This window comes from Halonatronomonas betaini (genome assembly GCF_015666175.1).
GTDB lineage: Bacteria > Bacillota > Halanaerobiia > Halanaerobiales > Halarsenatibacteraceae > Halonatronomonas > Halonatronomonas betaini.
In genome coordinates this window covers 1-17679 of record NZ_JADPIE010000004.1, presented here as the reverse complement: position 1 = coordinate 17679, position 17679 = coordinate 1, and the positions used below count along the sequence as shown (strand labels likewise).

The 17679-nt window shown below is 36.2% G+C and carries 14 protein-coding genes, 1 tRNA gene and 1 riboswitch; of the genes, 3 read left to right on the top strand and 12 right to left on the bottom strand.

Annotated elements, in window-relative coordinates; genetic code table 11:
• Positions 1-14: 14 nt before the first annotated feature.
• The 5 genes from I0Q91_RS07595 to I0Q91_RS07575 form a co-directional block, all read right to left on the bottom strand.
• Positions 15-3089, bottom strand: a complete 3075-nt coding sequence (locus I0Q91_RS07595) for an FAD-dependent oxidoreductase (RefSeq protein ID WP_270453852.1) — start codon at positions 3087-3089, stop codon at positions 15-17.
• A complete protein-coding gene (locus I0Q91_RS07590; protein ID WP_270453851.1) occupies positions 3089-3604 on the bottom strand; it encodes an NADH-quinone oxidoreductase subunit NuoE family protein in 516 nt (171 codons plus the stop codon). The genes I0Q91_RS07595 and I0Q91_RS07590 overlap by 1 nt, the downstream gene beginning before the upstream one ends.
• A 210-nt stretch (positions 3605-3814) precedes the next feature.
• Positions 3815-5038 (bottom strand): hypothetical protein, encoded by a 1224-nt coding sequence (locus tag I0Q91_RS07585; protein ID WP_270453850.1) that lies wholly within the window; start codon positions 5036-5038, stop codon positions 3815-3817.
• A 298-nt stretch (positions 5039-5336) separates the two neighbouring features.
• The gene (locus I0Q91_RS07580) at positions 5337-5717 is read right to left on the bottom strand and encodes a carbonic anhydrase (protein ID WP_270453849.1); all 381 of its coding nucleotides are present in this window, start codon (positions 5715-5717) and stop codon (positions 5337-5339) included.
• 42 nt (positions 5718-5759) lie between these two features.
• Positions 5760-6143: a hypothetical protein gene (locus I0Q91_RS07575; protein ID WP_270453848.1), complete on the bottom strand. Its 384-nt coding sequence runs from the start codon at positions 6141-6143 to the stop codon at positions 5760-5762.
• 177 nt (positions 6144-6320) lie between these two features.
• On the opposite strand from I0Q91_RS07575, the gene I0Q91_RS07570 reads away from it, so the two are divergent.
• Both I0Q91_RS07570 and I0Q91_RS07565 read left to right on the top strand, forming a co-directional pair.
• Positions 6321-6396, top strand: a tRNA-Gly gene (locus I0Q91_RS07570).
• 58 nt (positions 6397-6454) lie between these two features.
• Positions 6455-7546, top strand: a complete 1092-nt coding sequence (locus I0Q91_RS07565; protein ID WP_270453847.1) for a C45 family autoproteolytic acyltransferase/hydrolase — start codon at positions 6455-6457, stop codon at positions 7544-7546.
• Positions 7547-7548: 2 nt separating this feature from the next.
• On the opposite strand, the gene I0Q91_RS07560 is transcribed toward I0Q91_RS07565, so the two are convergent.
• From I0Q91_RS07560 to I0Q91_RS07530, 7 genes are all read right to left on the bottom strand, one after another.
• Entirely contained in the window at positions 7549-9009 is a 1461-nt protein-coding gene (locus I0Q91_RS07560; protein ID WP_270453846.1) for a trimethylamine methyltransferase family protein, read from the bottom strand.
• A 15-nt stretch (positions 9010-9024) separates the two neighbouring features.
• Positions 9025-9909, bottom strand: coding sequence for an ABC transporter permease (locus I0Q91_RS07555; RefSeq protein ID WP_270453845.1), 885 nt, complete (start codon positions 9907-9909; stop codon positions 9025-9027).
• Positions 9910-9911: 2 nt separating this feature from the next.
• Positions 9912-10853, bottom strand: a complete 942-nt coding sequence (locus I0Q91_RS07550; RefSeq protein WP_270453844.1) for an ABC transporter permease — start codon at positions 10851-10853, stop codon at positions 9912-9914.
• Positions 10854-11009: 156 nt separating this feature from the next.
• A complete protein-coding gene (locus I0Q91_RS07545; protein ID WP_270453843.1) occupies positions 11010-12566 on the bottom strand; it encodes an ABC transporter substrate-binding protein in 1557 nt (518 codons plus the stop codon).
• Positions 12567-12880: 314 nt separating this feature from the next.
• The gene (locus I0Q91_RS07540) at positions 12881-13336 is read right to left on the bottom strand and encodes a hypothetical protein (RefSeq protein WP_270453842.1); all 456 of its coding nucleotides are present in this window, start codon (positions 13334-13336) and stop codon (positions 12881-12883) included.
• 237 nt (positions 13337-13573) lie between these two features.
• Entirely contained in the window at positions 13574-13753 is a 180-nt protein-coding gene (locus tag I0Q91_RS07535) for a hypothetical protein (protein ID WP_270453841.1), read from the bottom strand.
• 64 nt (positions 13754-13817) lie between these two features.
• Positions 13818-13900: riboswitch (cyclic di-GMP riboswitch) on the bottom strand.
• Between the two features lie 537 nt (positions 13901-14437).
• A complete protein-coding gene (locus I0Q91_RS07530) occupies positions 14438-15619 on the bottom strand; it encodes a BTAD domain-containing putative transcriptional regulator (protein WP_270453840.1) in 1182 nt (393 codons plus the stop codon).
• A gap of 273 nt (positions 15620-15892) precedes the next feature.
• On the opposite strand from I0Q91_RS07530, the gene I0Q91_RS07525 reads away from it, so the two are divergent.
• Positions 15893-17446, top strand: coding sequence for a hypothetical protein (locus I0Q91_RS07525; RefSeq protein WP_270453839.1), 1554 nt, complete (start codon positions 15893-15895; stop codon positions 17444-17446).
• The last annotated feature ends 233 nt before the right edge of the window (positions 17447-17679 follow it).

Genomic DNA, 17679 nt, shown 5'->3' with positions numbered 1-17679 from the left:
CGTCTGCCTCCTTTCTATTTAATCTCAACATCACAGCGTAAACACCTTGCAGCCTCTTCCTGGGCCTGTTCTTCAGAATAACCTTTCTCTATTTCTTTAAAGCTTTTTATTCTCTGAGATAGCAGGATCTTAGGCATTTTAACCTGTGGTTTTTCTTCTTCTTTAATTTCTCCGCTTAGTTCTCTTTCTATTTCACTTGGAGAAACAATATCACCATCTCCACCTAAATAAATATCAATTTCTCTTGCCACGTCCTTACCCTGTTTAACTGATTCTACAACAGTTGATGGTCCAGTAATACAATCACCACCTGCAAATATCCAGGGAATATTTGTCTGTTTATTTTCATTAACTTCTATCATATTATTGTCAGTCATCTTAATTTTTATATCGCCAGCATTAAATTTATCATCGACATTCTGACCGATTGCCATTACAACTATATCTACATCCAGCATAAAGTTAGAACCTTCTATTGCCTGAGGCCTCCTCCGACCTGATTGATCAAAGTCACCCTCTTCAATTTGTACACATTCCAGGCCAACAACTTTTCCATCCTCACCATCTATTCTGACTGGATTTACCTGGGTATGCATATTAACCTTTTCATATTTGGCCTCTTCAACTTCTTCACCGTGGGCTGGCATTTCTTCTTCTCTCCGGCGATATACAATATTAACCTCGTCAGCGCCCATCCTAACAGCATTTCTGGCAACATCTATAGCTGCATTTCCTCCACCAACAACAGCTATTTTCTTGCCTTCCATATCTATGCCCTGTTCCAGATTAATCTTTTTAAGAAGCTCTATAGCATTATAAACGCCATCTAATTCCTCGCCTTCTATTCCAATATCAAGGTCATTATGGGTTCCTAATGCCAGATAAACTGCTTTATAGCCCTGTTTTTTAAGATCATCAAAGTTAAAGTCTCTGCCGAGTTCACTTTCAATCTCAACATCTACTCCCATTGTTGTTAAGACAGTTATTTCTTCATTTAGTTTATCCTGAGGAAGTCTAAATTCAGGAATACCTACTGCTAAAAGTCCTCCTAAAACTGAATTAGATTCAAAGATTTTTACCTGATAACCCTGTTTTCGTAAATAGAATGCAGCTGTTAAACCTGCTGGACCTGAGCCGATAACTGCTACCTGCTCATTCTTGTCTTCTTTAATCTTTGGAATCGGATAACCACCTTCGATTTTAGGCACTATATCACTAATAAACCTTTTTAATTCTCGAATAGCAAGCCCTTCATCCAGGGAACGGCGGTTACATGATGGCTCACAGAGATTGTAACAGACTCTGCCACAGACAAGAACAAGTGGATTTTCTCGCTGTATTTCCTTATAGGCTTCTTTATAGCGCCCCTGTCTTACTAGATCAATATATTTAGGAACATCAACATTAGCAGGACAGGAGTTCTGACATGGCGAATCAAACATTGAGGCACATCTTGAAGATTCACAGTAATTATCTTCAATATGGGCTTTATATTCGTCCATAAAATACCTGGCAGTACTAACAACTGGATTTGGGGCAGTCTGACCCAGGCCACAGAAAGAAGAATCCTGAACCTTTTCTCCCATATCTAATAAAAGATCTAAATCTTTCTGCTCTCCTTCTCCCTTTGTTATCTTATCAAGTATTTCTAGCATTCTAGTTGTACCAATTCTACAGGGTGTGCATTTCCCGCAGGATTCATCTTTACAGAAATCTATAAAATATTTAGCCAGATCGACCATACAATCCTGCTGGTCCATAACAATTAATCCACCAGAACCCATGATAGTTCCAAGTTCTTTTAATGAATCATAATCAATAGGAACATTTAAATGCTCAATCGGAATACAACCGCCAGAAGGCCCTCCAGTCTGGGCAGCCTTGAATTTACCATCATTGATTAGACCGCCACCGATGTCAAAGACAATATCACCTAATTTTGTTCCCATTGGAACTTCTACCAGACCATTATTTCTAACTTTACCGGCCAGAGCAAAAACTTTAGTCCCCGGGCTATCTTCAGTTCCGATATTTTTAAACCAGTGCCTGCCTTTATCAATTATATCTGGAATATTAGCCAGGGTTTCAACATTATTAATTACAGTTGGGTAACCCTTATATCCTTTCTGTGGAGGATAAGGTGGCCGCGGCTTAGGCTCGCCTCTATGACCTTCCAGTGATGCCAGTAAAGCTGTTTCTTCGCCACAGACAAAAGCACCAGCACCTAACCTGATATCCAGATTAAAATCAAACCCTGAACCAAGAATATTTTCTCCTAAAATTCCGTAATCTTCAGCATCTTTAATAGCTTTTCTCAATCTACTAATTGCCAGAGGATATTCTGCTCTACAGTAAACATATCCATAATTAGCTCCAATGGCATAGCCGGCAATAATCATGCCTTCAATCAAACGGTGGGGGTCCCCTTCTAGAATACTTCTATCCATAAAGGCTCCAGGATCACCTTCATCTGCATTACAGACAACATATTTCTTTTCGCCTGGACTGTCTAATGCGAATTTCCACTTCATACCAGTTGGAAAACCGCCTCCACCCCGCCCTCTGAGCTTTGATACAGTTATTTCATTTACTATGTCTTCCTGGTCCATCTCCTTAATTGCTTTGGCAAGGCCTCGATAAGCTCCGTTGCTAATTGCATCATCAATACTTTCTGGATCAATCAATCCACAATTCTTTAATACTATTCTTTCCTGGGCCTTGAAAAAATCTAAATCTTCATCTACCTGCCAGCGTTCAACTATATTTCCCTCGATTAAATGCTGCTGGAGCAATTCTTCTACTTTGAAATCTTTTATATTCTCATATAATACTTTTGAATCGCCCTGCCTTATTTCAACCAGAGGCTCTCCTACACAATACCCCATACAGCCTGTCTGAGATATTTTAATATCCTTGATATTTTTCCATTCCAACTCTTTCTTAATGGCTTCTAGAGTATCTTTAGCACCAGATGCTATTCCACAGGTGCCAAGACCAACAACAATTTCAGTATCGAGGTTGTTTTCACTTTCACTTTTGAGGCTATCTCTATAGAATTGAATTTCATCTACATTATTAAATCTTGCCATTATTTCATCTGCACCTCCTCAATGCTCGCCTTTTGAATCTTATGCTCAATAATTCTTACAGCCTTTTCTGGATTAAGTAAGCCATATGCTTCACCATTAATTGTCATAACTGGAGCAAGTCCACAGGCTCCAAGACAACGAACCACTTCTAATGACAGAAGTCCATCTTCAGTAGTTTCACCGGCCTCTAGATTAAATTCATTTTTTATTCTATCAATTATTTTTTCAGAACCCTTAACATAACAGGCTGTTCCTTTACAGAAAGCTATTTCAAATTTGCCCCGGGGCTGATCAGTAAAATGATTATAAAAAGAAATAACACTTTTAACCCTTGCCGGTGATACTTTAAGCTTTTTTGCAATTCTTTCCTGAGCTTCCAGAGGAATATAGCCTATAAATTCCTGAGTGCTATGAAGAATCTCCAATAACTCCTCTTCTTTGAAATCATTCTTTTCCACAATTTTATCAATCTCTGGAATAATCTTATACCAATTAAGTTCCTGTTTTACAGGCATATATTTCACCTCCTCCTATTAAGATTTTAAGATTAGAACAATAAATATAAATCTAATCTTTACTATTATCGTTGACTTTATTAAATCTTTCACTAGATTAATTATACTATATAGTTCATAAAAATAAAAGTCACAAAAGTTAAAAATTTAAAAAAGGGCCCTCTTGTAGGGCCCTGAAATAAAAGACTTAATCCAATTCTAAAATTTAGCTTAATCAGTGAGATTGTCTCTTAAATAGTTAACAAACTCTGGATTGACATAATAGGTTTCAGTCTCAATTGTAAAGTCACCAGCTAACTCTTCAGTAATTCTCTCAAGTTCTTCTACAACCTGCTCAGCATATTCAACTAAAACATAAGACTGGAGATAATAATGGCCATGATTTACTCTAACACCAATAACCTCTTCATATCCTGGTAGAGATGTGATAGTTCCATAAACAGGAGCATAATATGGTGATCTTATCAAACCACTTGTATCTTCCTGTTTTCTTCTGGCAAAATCATCTACTAAAACCTTAAATCTCTCCATCTGACTCAAATTTGGAAATTCAATCAAGATATCATAAGAAGCAGAACCAACAACAACTCTGTTATCATCGATCTCTGCTATTATAGATTCAGGAGAAGGCTCCCCCCATTGATCAATATGATGAACATAGGATGAAATTCTGCCTTTAACATCCCAGTCAACATAGAAATTATCTCTTCTTAAAAGAGAAACCATCTGGAGTAGATGCCCCATATTACCGTGATCGTATCTGATCTTAAATTCAGGATCAAATAATGGATTTTCATTATAGTCTTTTATATTGTACCCGGTAAAGGTGCCACCAGGTATGGTATCTAAACCTTTAACACCGACTTCAAATAATTCTGGGACAGCATTCTGAAAATCATCTTTATTGATAGATTCTCTTTTTAGACGGCTTGCCTGATAAATATCATAATCATTGATATGGCCTAAATATGGAATATATAACCCTAAATCTACCCTGGCTTTTAGCAACATATTTAAAGCATCAACTAAGACTGGTCTGGGGCCATCATGATAAAAATTTAATTCAAGAATATCTGCAGTTGCAAGGATTTTCTGTTCCCTATTTAAATTGTCACTGAAAGTATAAATAAACTCTTCCTGATCTACAGCATTGATGATCTGAGCAATTAACTGAACATTATCTAAATAAGTGGAAGTCACTAGCTCTTCATTAAATTCATGACCTGGTAAAGCAGCAGTAAAGATTTCTTCGAAATCCTCCCATTCCAGCTCAGTCAGAGGGTCCATCTCCCAATCTTCAATGACTCCAATTCTGTAAAAATAAATCATAATTGTGTCCTGATCATAGGGGTGATAGGCACTAACATTGTAATTACCGGCCAGTAAAATAAGAAGCACCAGACTCAAAATAATTAGACCCTTCTTTTTAAACATTCCCCTCAACTCCCTTTGTTAGTTATTATGAGGATATCTTAGCACGGAAAAACAATTTAGTCAACTAAATATTTGCAACATTTCAATTCTAAGTAAAATATGAGTAGAATATGACTAAAACATGACCAGGTTATGACTGGCATATGACCAGAAAGTATATTAAAATAAATTCAAATAAAAAAGCCAGCTATATTTAATAGCTGACTAAAAAAAAAATATATAACATTAAAAAACTATAGATTGAACTTTAGGTAAAACATATTAATTATCTTTATGTAATTATATAATGCAATTAAAGTCAAACAACAACTTCTACCTGGAACTTACTATTAACCCAGAGACCTAAAACTTCAGTCTCAAATTCCCATCCTTTAATCAGTTCTACTGCATCAATAATTTCTTCAAGCTGTTCATTTCTAGGTATAGGATTTCCAGCACAGTCATGATGACCAATCAAGGCAATTAGATGTGAGCCATGAATATTAACTGAGATAGCAACTCTATCTCTGATAAACTCTGCCACCTGTATAAAATCAGCATCAGTCAAGACCCTACTTGGGCCAGGAACAGTTATCATATCAACATTATTAACATCACATCTTCCTTTTAAATAATCAAGTACAGGCTCCTGAACCCGCCCATCCATACAATTAATTGCAGTTACAAAATCACAATCCAATTTCCAACCCCTCCATTAATAAAACATTAAATTTTTCTAAGATTAACTCCGCTGATCAATATTATTACCACCAGACTTATTCCTATCATCCTTCTTATAAGCATCACTGGCGTTATTATACTCCTGTTTAATCTTCTTAACCTTATTCTCCAGATCAGGAGCCATATCTTTTAATAATTCGGTATTTTCTTGCTCCAGTTCAGTTAATCTCTTTAATAGATTCTGCATCTCAATTAAAGTACCCTGGGGATCCTTATGAGACCTTATCTCTTCTTCAAGATCTACCTCTTCTAGCTCAAGGACTAACTCACTCTTCTGTCTGATAATATCAAGAACATTATCAATCGTGCCAGTCAGTATTTCTTCCCGTTGCTGACGGCTCAAATCATATAATTTATAATAGAGCTGGAGCTTATCTTTAGCCATAATATCCTACCTCTCATAAAAATTTAAGATAATCATTACTTTAATTATCATAAATTTGATTATATAATAATCATAACATATTTTAGGTTAACTTATTAGTTTTTACAGGTTAAAATATCTTAAAGCTATGATATAATATATTTATAAGCTAAATTTAATATTAATAAATAAAACCAGGCGGACATAGCTCAGCTGGTAGAGCGCTGGCTTCCCAAGCCAGAGGCCACGGGTTCAAATCCCGTTGTCCGCTCCAGATTAAATTTTATATTGATTAATAATAGGAAGACATATTATTAAGGAGGCCTGTAACAATGACTACTCAAAGCCCTGGACCCCATACCAATTTCTTAGAAATCAGAGGTGGACCAACAGAAAGAGGCCATAAATATGGCAAATTAGCTCACAAGGAAATCAAACAAGCTATAAGCTTCTTCCATAATTTTAATCAACGTAATGGCTTTAGTATCAAAGAAACCAGGAATATCGCAAGCAGATTCTTACCTTATATTACTAAATACTCTCCAGAAATCGAGGCGGAACTAAAGGCGATTGCCACTGGTGCCCAGGTAAATTATCATGATATTCTAATGATTTCTTTAAATGAAGAGCGCAATATTTTTAATAATAAAGGCAACTGTACATCCTTTGCAGCAACTGGCAACTCAACCTATCAGAACAAGGCGGTAATCGGTCAGACCTGGGATAATTTTTTAGAATGGGAAGATAACTTCAATGACTTTTTATTAATAAGAAGAGCTACTCAGGGCCCTGATATCATCTCGTATACCTACCCAGGAATGCTAGCTGCTGCAGGTTTAAATTCTGCTGGTATTGCAATTTGCTGGAATTCAGTCCCGAGACTAAAAATCAAAAAAGGTGTCCCGACCTATATTATTATAGAGGAAATTCTACGGCAAAAAACAATAGGCGATGCTTTAACTGCTGTAATGAAAGCCAATCGAGCAGGCTGCTTTAGTCTATTCCTGTCAGATGGAGATGAAATTTACCATATTGAAGCCACACCTAATGATATTGAAATTAACTATTCCGCTGATTATTTAAGTCATGGCAACCATTATTTAACTCCCCGTTTTGCCAGGCAGGAACCGGAGCCTGAAAACCTTGAAAAATACCGAAGAAAGGCCTCATCTATCATTAGAGATAATAGGATGAATAAGTTCTTAAAAGAAAATTCCGGCAGAATCTCAATGGTTACAGCCCAGAGATTCTTAAAAGACCATCTCAATTACCCCCACTCAATCTGCAGACATAGTGATAAAAGATCTAAATATAGCGATAAATTTTTAACCAGAGCAGCCTGGATAATAGAACCTGCCAGAAAAGAGCTCTGGTATGCTGGTGGCCCACCATGTGAAAATCAATTTATAAGATATAAATTATAAGTTTATAACAAACTTTCTTCTGCCTTTCTAATCACTTTAGCAAATGCCTTCTGCTGTTCATAATTCAGGAGATCTTCTGGCTCTTCATTACGTATTTCTTTAATTCTGGTAGTGGCTTTTTCTGCTATCTCAAGAAAGCCTGACTCCTGCCATTCATGCCAGAAGCTATCAAAGCCAAGTTTAGTATGATATATTTCACCATCTCTAAGATGCTTAACAGTATGCTTATCTGATATAAAACTACCATTATCGATTGAGCGTTCAAGCATCTCAAAACCTAAAGTATCTTCATTAATATCATACCTTGCAATAATTCTTTTAACCAGTGTCATTATTTCATTATCAATAACTAGCTGTTCCTTTGAAGCCAGCGTATTACTGGCCAGGCTCCCGGCACCAGATAAAATATTGGCCCCTGCTAAAGCCGGCAGCAAAGCATTTATAGCCTTCTCATAACCGGCCTGAATATCAATGGCACAGGAGGTTGAAGAGATACCATAAACAGTTGAAAAGAAGCCATAGTATTTAGCCAGTTGAACAGCGGCTGTACTGGCCAGTCCAATTTCTGGTAAGCCCCAGATAGAATAACCTTTCATCATATTCGGAAAAGAGATTCTGGAACAGAAAAAAAGTATAGCATCTGGATTATAAAGATTAGCAATTGCAGTAAAGGCTAACATACTTGCATTCATCTGGGCCAGGGAACCAGCAATAGTCAATGGTGCTGTTAATCCGGCAATTGGTGCTACCAGAACCTTGATAGGGATTCCGGCCATGGCCACTTTGCTTATTATATCAGTAATCTCCCCGGGGTATGATAATGGGCTTTCAGGTGAAATCCCGAGACCTCCTATTGGCTCAGGCTGATTATCCTGAATTATCTTATATAATTCTATTATATAATCAACTTCAGAACTCCTTGATACAGCAACACCTCCAAAGGTTTTTTGGCTATAACGGAGAGAGATTTCAGCCATTCTTAGCTCTCTAAGCCTGGCAGGATATTCTTCAGGAATAACCGATGGCCCAGTAAAATCTATATTCTCCAATCGGTTTTGAAGTTGAATAAACTCTATTAAATCCCTTTCAGTAACCTTTCTAGGCTTATTGCTATTTAAATCTAATATACTGGCAACAGTTCCAAAGGGCTGGCTATAGACCCTGCCTGTTCTAAATTTTTTCTCATCTCCAGTAAGGGGATTTTTAAATTTTAATCCTGAATAATTATTGTCCTCATGGGATTTTTCCTGTTTTTTAAGGATATCTTCAATAAATTCTACTGGAAGTAATAATCTGTCACCTTTATCCTGGCAACCACTTTCTTTTAAACTATCGATTAATATCTTATCTTCTATTTTAATACCTATTTCAGCAAGAATTTTAAGACTGAGATTGTGTATCTGATCTAATTCCCCTCTGGAAAGAAGATGGGTACAGCAGCCATAGCAGTTATTTTTCATCATCTAACACCTCCCCAATTAAGATTCTCCTTTTCTCTGCAACCTTGGATCAAATACATCCCTTAGAGTCTCACCGAGTAAAGTAAAGCCGAGAGTTGCAACTATAAGTGCCAGCCCTCCATAGATTACTATATGGGGAGCATGTCTGACATTTAGATAACCTGTTCTTAAAATATGGCCCCAACTAGGGGCAGGTGGTGGCACGCCGAGACCTAGAAAACTGAGGCCAGCTTCAAATGTTATCATGACAGGTATGTCCATGGCAGCCTGAATAAAAAGTGGAGCAGCAACATTTGGCAGAATATGTTTAAACATTGTCCTGGCTTTTGAGCCTCCAAGGGCCTGGGATGCCACAACATATTCATTATATTTAACTCTTAAAGTTGAAGCCCGGATTAACCGGCCATAAATTGGAACTCTTGTAACTCCCATGATTACAGGCAGAACATAAATACTGGGGCCTAACATGGTTAAAATAACAATTGCAAAAATTAATGCTGGCATGGATCTCAGGATATCAAAGAAGACTATCAGAGAGCTATCTACCTTTTCAGAGCTATAACCAGCTGTTATGCCCAGTATCAAGCCTATAACAACTCCAAAAATAATTGCTGGAATAGCAACTGATAATGCTATCCGTGATCCATAAATGATTCTACTTAATAAATCTCTGCCAATATCATCTGTTCCTAGCCTGAACTCTCGTCCAGGTCCTTCAAACCGATTCATAACATTTATCTGCAAAGGATCCCTTGGAGCAATAAATGGGGCAAAGATAGCTGCCAGTAATATTAATATAACCATAACTGAACCTATAAGACCGGAGGGTCTAGTCATGATCTTTTTTAATTTTGATTTCCTCTTCTTTCGCTTTTCTAACTCTAATGCTTTTTCACTGGTCATTATTATTCACCCCTGACTCTGGGGTCTATAAAGACATAAGAGAGATCAGCTGCAAAATTAGCCAGGGCATAAAGAAAAATAGCAACTATTAACCCTCCCTGGAGAACAGGGAAGTTTCTTGTTGCAATTGCTCTATAAATCATATAACCAAGCCCAGGGCGATGGAAAACTATTTCTATTAATACAGCACCACCCATCAGGTTGCCAAAACCAACACCTATTACTGCAATTACTGGAATAATTGAGCAGCGGAGGACATGTTTATAAAGTACAACTTTTTCCTGTAAACCTTTAGATCGAGCTGTCCTGACATAATCAGCTCTTAGTTCTTCTAAAACTGTAGCTCTGGTTAACCTGGCGATATAGCCTACCCAGCCAAGCCCTAGAGCTGTTGCTGGCAGAACAAGGTGATAGAGCTGATTAAAGATATCACCTGACTGCCCAGCTCCCATTGCTGGAAACCAGCCAAGATAAACAGCAAAGATCAATAATAATAAAATTCCTGCCAGAAAATGGGGGATTGTGATCATTGAAATTGATAAAAGCCCAGTCAAAAAATCAAAAAACGACCCCTGATTAGAAGCGGAAAAGACCCCTAAAGGTATTCCTATCAGGCAGGCCATAAAAATAGCAGAAAAAGCTAATATTATCGTGTTAGGTAAAACATTCAAAATCAAACTACTAACTGGCAGATGATTTAAAACATCAGTTCCTAAATCTCCTCTTAAGACATTGCTTAAATAACGGAAAATCTGAATATATACTGGCTGATCAAGCCCCATTCTAACTCGATAACTTTCTATTAATGCCTCTGAAGCTCTTGGACCTAAAAGAATTGTCGCCATATCTCCTGGCATAAATTGAAATAGAATAAACAAAAGTATAATTGCTCCCAGTACAGTAATAAAGATCAAAAGAGCTCTTCTGGCTATATACGAAAACATCTTCCTCCCCCCCCTATTTCAGTAAATTAGACCAGGAACTTAAATTGAATTGATACCAAAAAATTAAAGTCCATTTCAATAAACCTGCCCCGGCCATGAACCGAAGCAGGTTTTAATAGAATTATATTATTTTTAGCTCTAATTTAACTACTACCTTTACTCTGCTAGCTCGAAATGCTGATAAAGTGAGTAATGATAGAGATAAGTTGGGTTAATATAATCTCTACTGGCATGGACTCCAATATCATAGGATATAGGAATAAAAACTACTTCCTCATCCATTATTTCTTGCATCTCAATATAGAGTTCTGCTCTCCGATCACGATCTGGTTCAAGATTAGCCATATCATGAAGCTCCTGAAACTCATCATTTTCCCAGTGCATATAGTTCCAGCTGCCGATCTGGTTATTTGTATACCATTCTGTCCAGTAACCTGGGTCAGGATTTAAAGTAAAGGAGGCAACATGCATACCTGGCCTGTCAATCTGTCTTAATAGCTGATAAGCCTGGCCACCTTCAACTAATTCAATATCTGGCCTGACGCCAACCTGAGTTAAATGATACTGAGCAATCTGGGCTGTAGTCAGCTCTGTTGATACAGCATAACTTGCCATCTTTGTTGCAAAACCGTCTTCGTATCCAGCTTCTGCTAATAACTCTCTAGCCCTCGCTGTATCTTGCTGATAAGCAGGAGCATCTGCCCAGTGGCCTAAGATCCCTGGAGGAAGAATAGTATTGGCCCTTTCAGTTGCGCCTCTGAAGGCACCTTCAATTATTTCATCTACATCGATTGCATATCTCATAGCTTCTCGAACTCTAATATCATCAAAAGGCGGTTGTTGATGATTAAATCCTATCCAGATAAATCTTAGCATATCCAATTCATGAACGATAACATCATCTTCATTTTCATATCTATCAATAGAATCCAGAGAAATTCTAGTCTCATTTAATTCACCGACATCAAAAGCTACTTCAGCAGCTTCTTCTTCAACTATCGGGTAAATTTCAACTCTTTCAAAATCCGGTAAATCACGGTAATAATCATCATTTCTCGTAAGAATTATTTTTTCACCAGGCTGCCATTCTTCAAACATGTATGGCCCAGAACCGATTGGATTGGTGGCAAACATTTCAGCACCAATCTCTTCAAAAGCATCTTTACTTAAAATACTTCCTCTTAAAAGGGGCAAAGTTCTGGTCATAATCCCTGGAAAAACATCTGATAAAATTATTCTTCCACTATAATCATCAATTACTTCAACTCTATCTAAAGTGGCAAAGTCATCAGCATAAGCTGCCTCAACTGCAGGATCAACCAATCTTTCATATGAAAATTTAACATCTTCAGCAGTCAATTCACCATAGCCACCATGGAACTGGATGCCCTGTTTCAATTCAAAATAAATCTCTGTTCCAGCTTCATTCATTTCAAAGACTTCGGCAGCATCCATTCTGTACTCAGCAGGATTATCAGGGTCCAATTCTATCAAACGGGAGTATATAGCCAGGCCAATATTATCCTCTTCATTACCAATCATATGGGCAGGATCAAGGGTATTAATATCCATACCATTCCTGGCCCTTGTCCTTAAAACATGATGGGCATCTGCCAGGGCCACATAACTAACTGCCAGCACTAAAACCACAGCCAGGACCAGGGAAGTAACTATCTGCTTATTCAATCTAAAACCCTTTAAATAACTCTTCATTTTTATACCCCCTATTTTTTATAATTCTATTAATGAATCACACCCTAATAACTTTAAATTCACCTCCTATATCTCTCTATTTCCCTTAATCTAATGAGCGTATTTTGTATAACTCTTATAATAATTTAATCGTATTTAGTGAAGTATACTATATATATTAGCCAGATCAAAAATTTATCCTTCATACTTAATCAATTAATTTAATAAATATTTATTCTGTATAATAAAAAATTTAAAGGGCCACTAATCTAATAGCCAGCCCTTTTCAATAATAGCCCCCAATTAAAATATAAAAGCTAAAAAATTCTATTCACTTATATTACTATACTAGTTTCTAAAGATAACATATGGCCATCTTCAACAAGTAGATTGGGATGATCCTGATAAAATTCAATAAACATCTGCGGTGTATCTATAATCCAGATATGGAAATCCTGAGGCTCAAGCCTGGCTGTTTTAAGATCAAATCTTGCCCTGCCATATTCATCAATATCAAACTGATGAATATTTTCTTCACCATAACGGAGTTCTAAAGTTAAGCCTGCCACATTTTCCCTGGGGCCGTTAGCTTCAATCTGCATTACAATTTCTTCTCTGCCATCACCTTCCAGATAATAGATAATCGCAAAACCATTTAATGGACAATCGAGAACAGAATTAAGCTCGACAAATTTCATATCGGCTATCTCCAGATCAGTTGCAAATACTGAACCCCCAATAAGAACAACCAGAAACGCTAAGGAAATTAGAAGAACTGCAAAAGATTTCATAAAATTCCACCTCCCCCCTTTTAGAGATGGACTAGATGAATAAACTTTGCCTTTTCCATGATCCCTCATTTTTTCAGCTCAATACTCCTCAGCTACTCCTAGCGAAACATTTCCCAATTTAATCCATACATATATATTTATATTATACTAAATTATTTAAACTATTCAGTCATATTCCAGTCATATTTCAGTCATATCCTGGTCATAATTGATATAAAATAAATTATTCAGTTAATCTTATGGAACCAGGCTATAATTGGAATAATAAAAGATGTCTTTAAATCCAATCTTACTATATACTCCATATTCCATCTTAGAGGAAGTAAGACATGCAACTTTATAACCCAATTTTCTGCTTTCATTGTCCATAGACTCAACTAGATCAGGAGCAGTTAATGATTGGATAATCTTATTCACCTCAATTGTCCAAATAAAAAAACTATAGCAATATTGTCTGCTATAGCTTAATAAAAACTCTGCTCATTGCAGCCTGGCTATCATAGATAAATCTTTAGACCCATTGCTTTGCGTCACCACTTTTCAGTGATTTTGCCTATATATTTATTTATAATACAACCTCTATTAAATGGTATTCCTTATTTTAATCAAATTAATTTCTTATTAACTGACTTATTATAACACACTTTTAATTTGAATTAAATTATAATCTATTTTTACAAAAATTATCTCCTACTCTACTTAGTTTTACTTATATCTATTGATCTCTTTTTTATGGTATTATGGCAGCATCCATTCTGTACTCAGCAGGATTATCAGAATCTAATTCTATCAAATGAAAGTATATAGCCAGACCAATATTATCCTCTTCTTTTTTTTGCTCCATTAAATCATCTTTGGACAATTATTTTTTTAAAATATTCTGAATTTTTATCGTGGACATCTACCAAATTATTATCTTTAAAACCCCATGCATTAATGCCCATGTTATATATATTAACCAATCTAATAACCCTCTATAGATTTAAAAATATTCCACAAAACAAACACAAATGTTAAGGCTAATGAAGCAGTAGCTGTTGAGGTCTCAATTTTAATTCTTCGCAGAAGGAGTTCCAGGAGATGAAATGACAAAATTCAGGATTATTTTTTAGATTTCCCTTCAATTTCACTAAAATATTTTTTTAATTCAATTTCCTCAGGGATATTATAGAGATAATAAAAAGAATTATATAAACGCTTCATTACTTTCTCTATTTCAGATTCATCCAGCCCTGTGAGCAGAGCTATAATTTGTTTATTATTCCAGCGACAGATTATATCACCTGATCGAAGCTGTTTGGTGATCATTTCAAATAAATTATTACCAACTTTTTCAAGTATTGTTTCATCATAGGCGCCATCTATCCGAAAAAATGACAGAAAACGAGGGGGGCTTTCACGACTACTTCTCCGTATTTCTAACCTGAATATATCGGTAAAAGTTTCTGGTGGACAGATATAGGCCTTTTCTTCTTCAAGGCTCTGTTTAATTTCCTCAAGAACAAGCCCAGGATTATCGCTATTATTTTTTGGGAACTTACTTTTTAATACTTTTATTTTGAGAGGTATAATGAGATCATTCTCTTCAAAAAACTCTATTAATTCTTCTAACTTCTGGTGGGCAAATCCAACCTTACCCATTCTCAATAAAGTTTCTATCATCCCAAACATTAAATCTTCATCAAATCCTATCAATTGATTAACTTTAGTATAATAATCCCACAGTTCTTCATATTTATTTTGATGTGTCAGATGCTCAGCAAGTTTGTTGAAAGTTGAAACAAGTTGATTTGAATAATAATTTCTTGCATTCCATACCCAGTCACATAAATGTGCCTCTTCTAAATAATCTCCCTGATAAAGATTTAAAATTTGTTCGAAAGATTCCTGCCAATCATCTGAATTATCCTCAATAGCTTTATTGGTTAATTCACAGGCCTTTTCAAATTCATCTATATCCAACCAGAAGCTTTTTTCAACATTAAAAGTATAAGCATTACCTGATCTTCTTATATAATCACCTGCCTGACTTCCTATTGCTTCCTTTAATGTATTTCGGAGACGATAAACCAGAGAAGAAAGCGAACCTACAGGATCACTATTCTCATCTAATCCGAGTACTGAAATAATCTCTTCCTGAGAAATTGATCGATGTTTATTAGTAACAAGATACTGAAAAAGTTCCCATCTTTTACTTTCCAACTTTATACCTTCAGTAATATTAACATCATTACTCTTGAGCTCAAACTTACCTAAAGTACAAATTTTTAATTCTTCCTCCATATAATCTCCCCCTTGGCGTGCGATTCTCTTATTATACTATCCTAGTATATAAATTATATCAAGATAAACAAGATATAACAATAAGATACCAAAATAATCAGGTCTATAGGACCGCCCGTTATTCTAAAATCATTTTAAACTAATATTAAAAACAGACTGATTGTATCATGATTATAGCTTCAAAAATATTTACAATATCATTTCAGCGTCCTATTATAATTAAATTCAGTATCTTATTATAAATACATACTAAGAAATGGGAGGGAAAATAAAATGAAAAAAAGAAGTTTGAAATTTGTTGGGTTATTTGTCTTTATTTTAGTTTTTACATTTACAATGGCAGCCTGTGACATGGTCGGTAATAGTGCTGTTGAGGATACTGCTGATGATATTGCTGAAAGTTCAGAGACAGGTGAATTGGAAATCGTGATGAGTGACATAGACATGCAGGAAGAAGTTGGAGCCCAGAGTTTACTGTTTAATAGATTTCAAGATTTTGAATTAGAATTTTATATTGAATATCAGCCAGATGAAAATCTAAACTACACAGAAACAATTAGTTTAGACGATGCAGATATTCTAGAAGATGATCTCGGTGATGATGGTTACTCAGTAACATTCACAGCCTTAAGAGAATCTAACTGGGATGTAGAAGTTACCTTAACTGGTTACAATGTTAATACTGAAGAAAGAGTAACTATTGCAACTGGTGACACTGAAGCTATGGTTATTGCTGGTCAGAAAAGAGATGTTAGTCTAGAGATCCAGCAAGTAGAAGGTGGCTTAGATATAACTGTAGATCAGTTCCCATCTGAAGAAACCGGTGGTGAACTAATCGAAGAAGTAAATGTACAATTATTGGATCTAGATGGCGAGACAGTATTAGGAGAAATGGATTTTGATTATGATGTAAATGACCAGAACCTTATAATAGAAGACCTATTCCCTGCTTATTATACAATGGTCATATCCTGGGAAGGCCATGGTTCAGTAGAAGAAGAGGTTCAAGTTAGAGTAGTGCCAGATAAAATAACAGAAGTTCCAATCTCTCTATATGGTTCCCAGCTTAATGTAGGTGTTGACTGGAAGGCAGAACCTGCCTCACCAGAAAACGTCCGGGTAGAGCAGAATGAAGATGGCTTCTTAGTATCCTGGGATGCAGTAGACAATGCAGACTCATATAATGTACTTCGCAAAAGAACTCCTTATACTCATGATGGTTTTGCTAAAGTTGGCGAGGTAGAGCATACAAGCCCAGGCAGACATGAATTCCAATATGAGGTATTAAAAGATGAACTATTTGATATTGCAGCTTATGACTTCCAGGTTGTCTCTGTAAGAGAGCATTCTGGTAAAGATTACGACCTAACAAGTGACCCTGCCAGTCCAGCTCTATTTGAACTCGATAGAGCCACAGCCTGGGGTGGAGACACTGCTGGTGAATTTGGTGAAGGCTGGTGGTATTATTACGACACCGAAGGTCCTGCCGAACAAACTATCTTTGTTAATGCAACAGTAGAAATGGGAACAATAGAAATCATTGAAAGTGACGATCCTGATTATGTTACAATCGAAATGACAATAGATAAAGATGATTGGACTCTCCAGGTTGATGACGTTGATGAAGTTGTAAAGGTCCAGGGGTTTGCAGAAGGCGAATTGCCTAATGAAAGACCTGATCCTCATTTCTTCGATCATCAATTTGATTATGATCAATTAGATATAGATGGCAATGTAGTTACTATTGAAGTCCCCACAGATTATTATAGATATTTCGGAATCAAACTGGATGTTATGGGCGTAATCTATGCAGCTGGTATTCAATAAATAACCCCAGTAACAGTTAAATCTTTTATCACACCTCCCCTGCTATAGGGGAGGATTTTTTATGTAACTAAACACCTATAGACCAGCACAAACTATATCAGACATAATTAAAAATCTGACTAAGATATGATACCAATCAGGTTTAAAGGTTACCTGTTATGATTAAGTCTATATAATGGTGTAAAAAGAAAATAATACGAGCCAAATGCTCTCTCCTCGGTTATAATATAAGT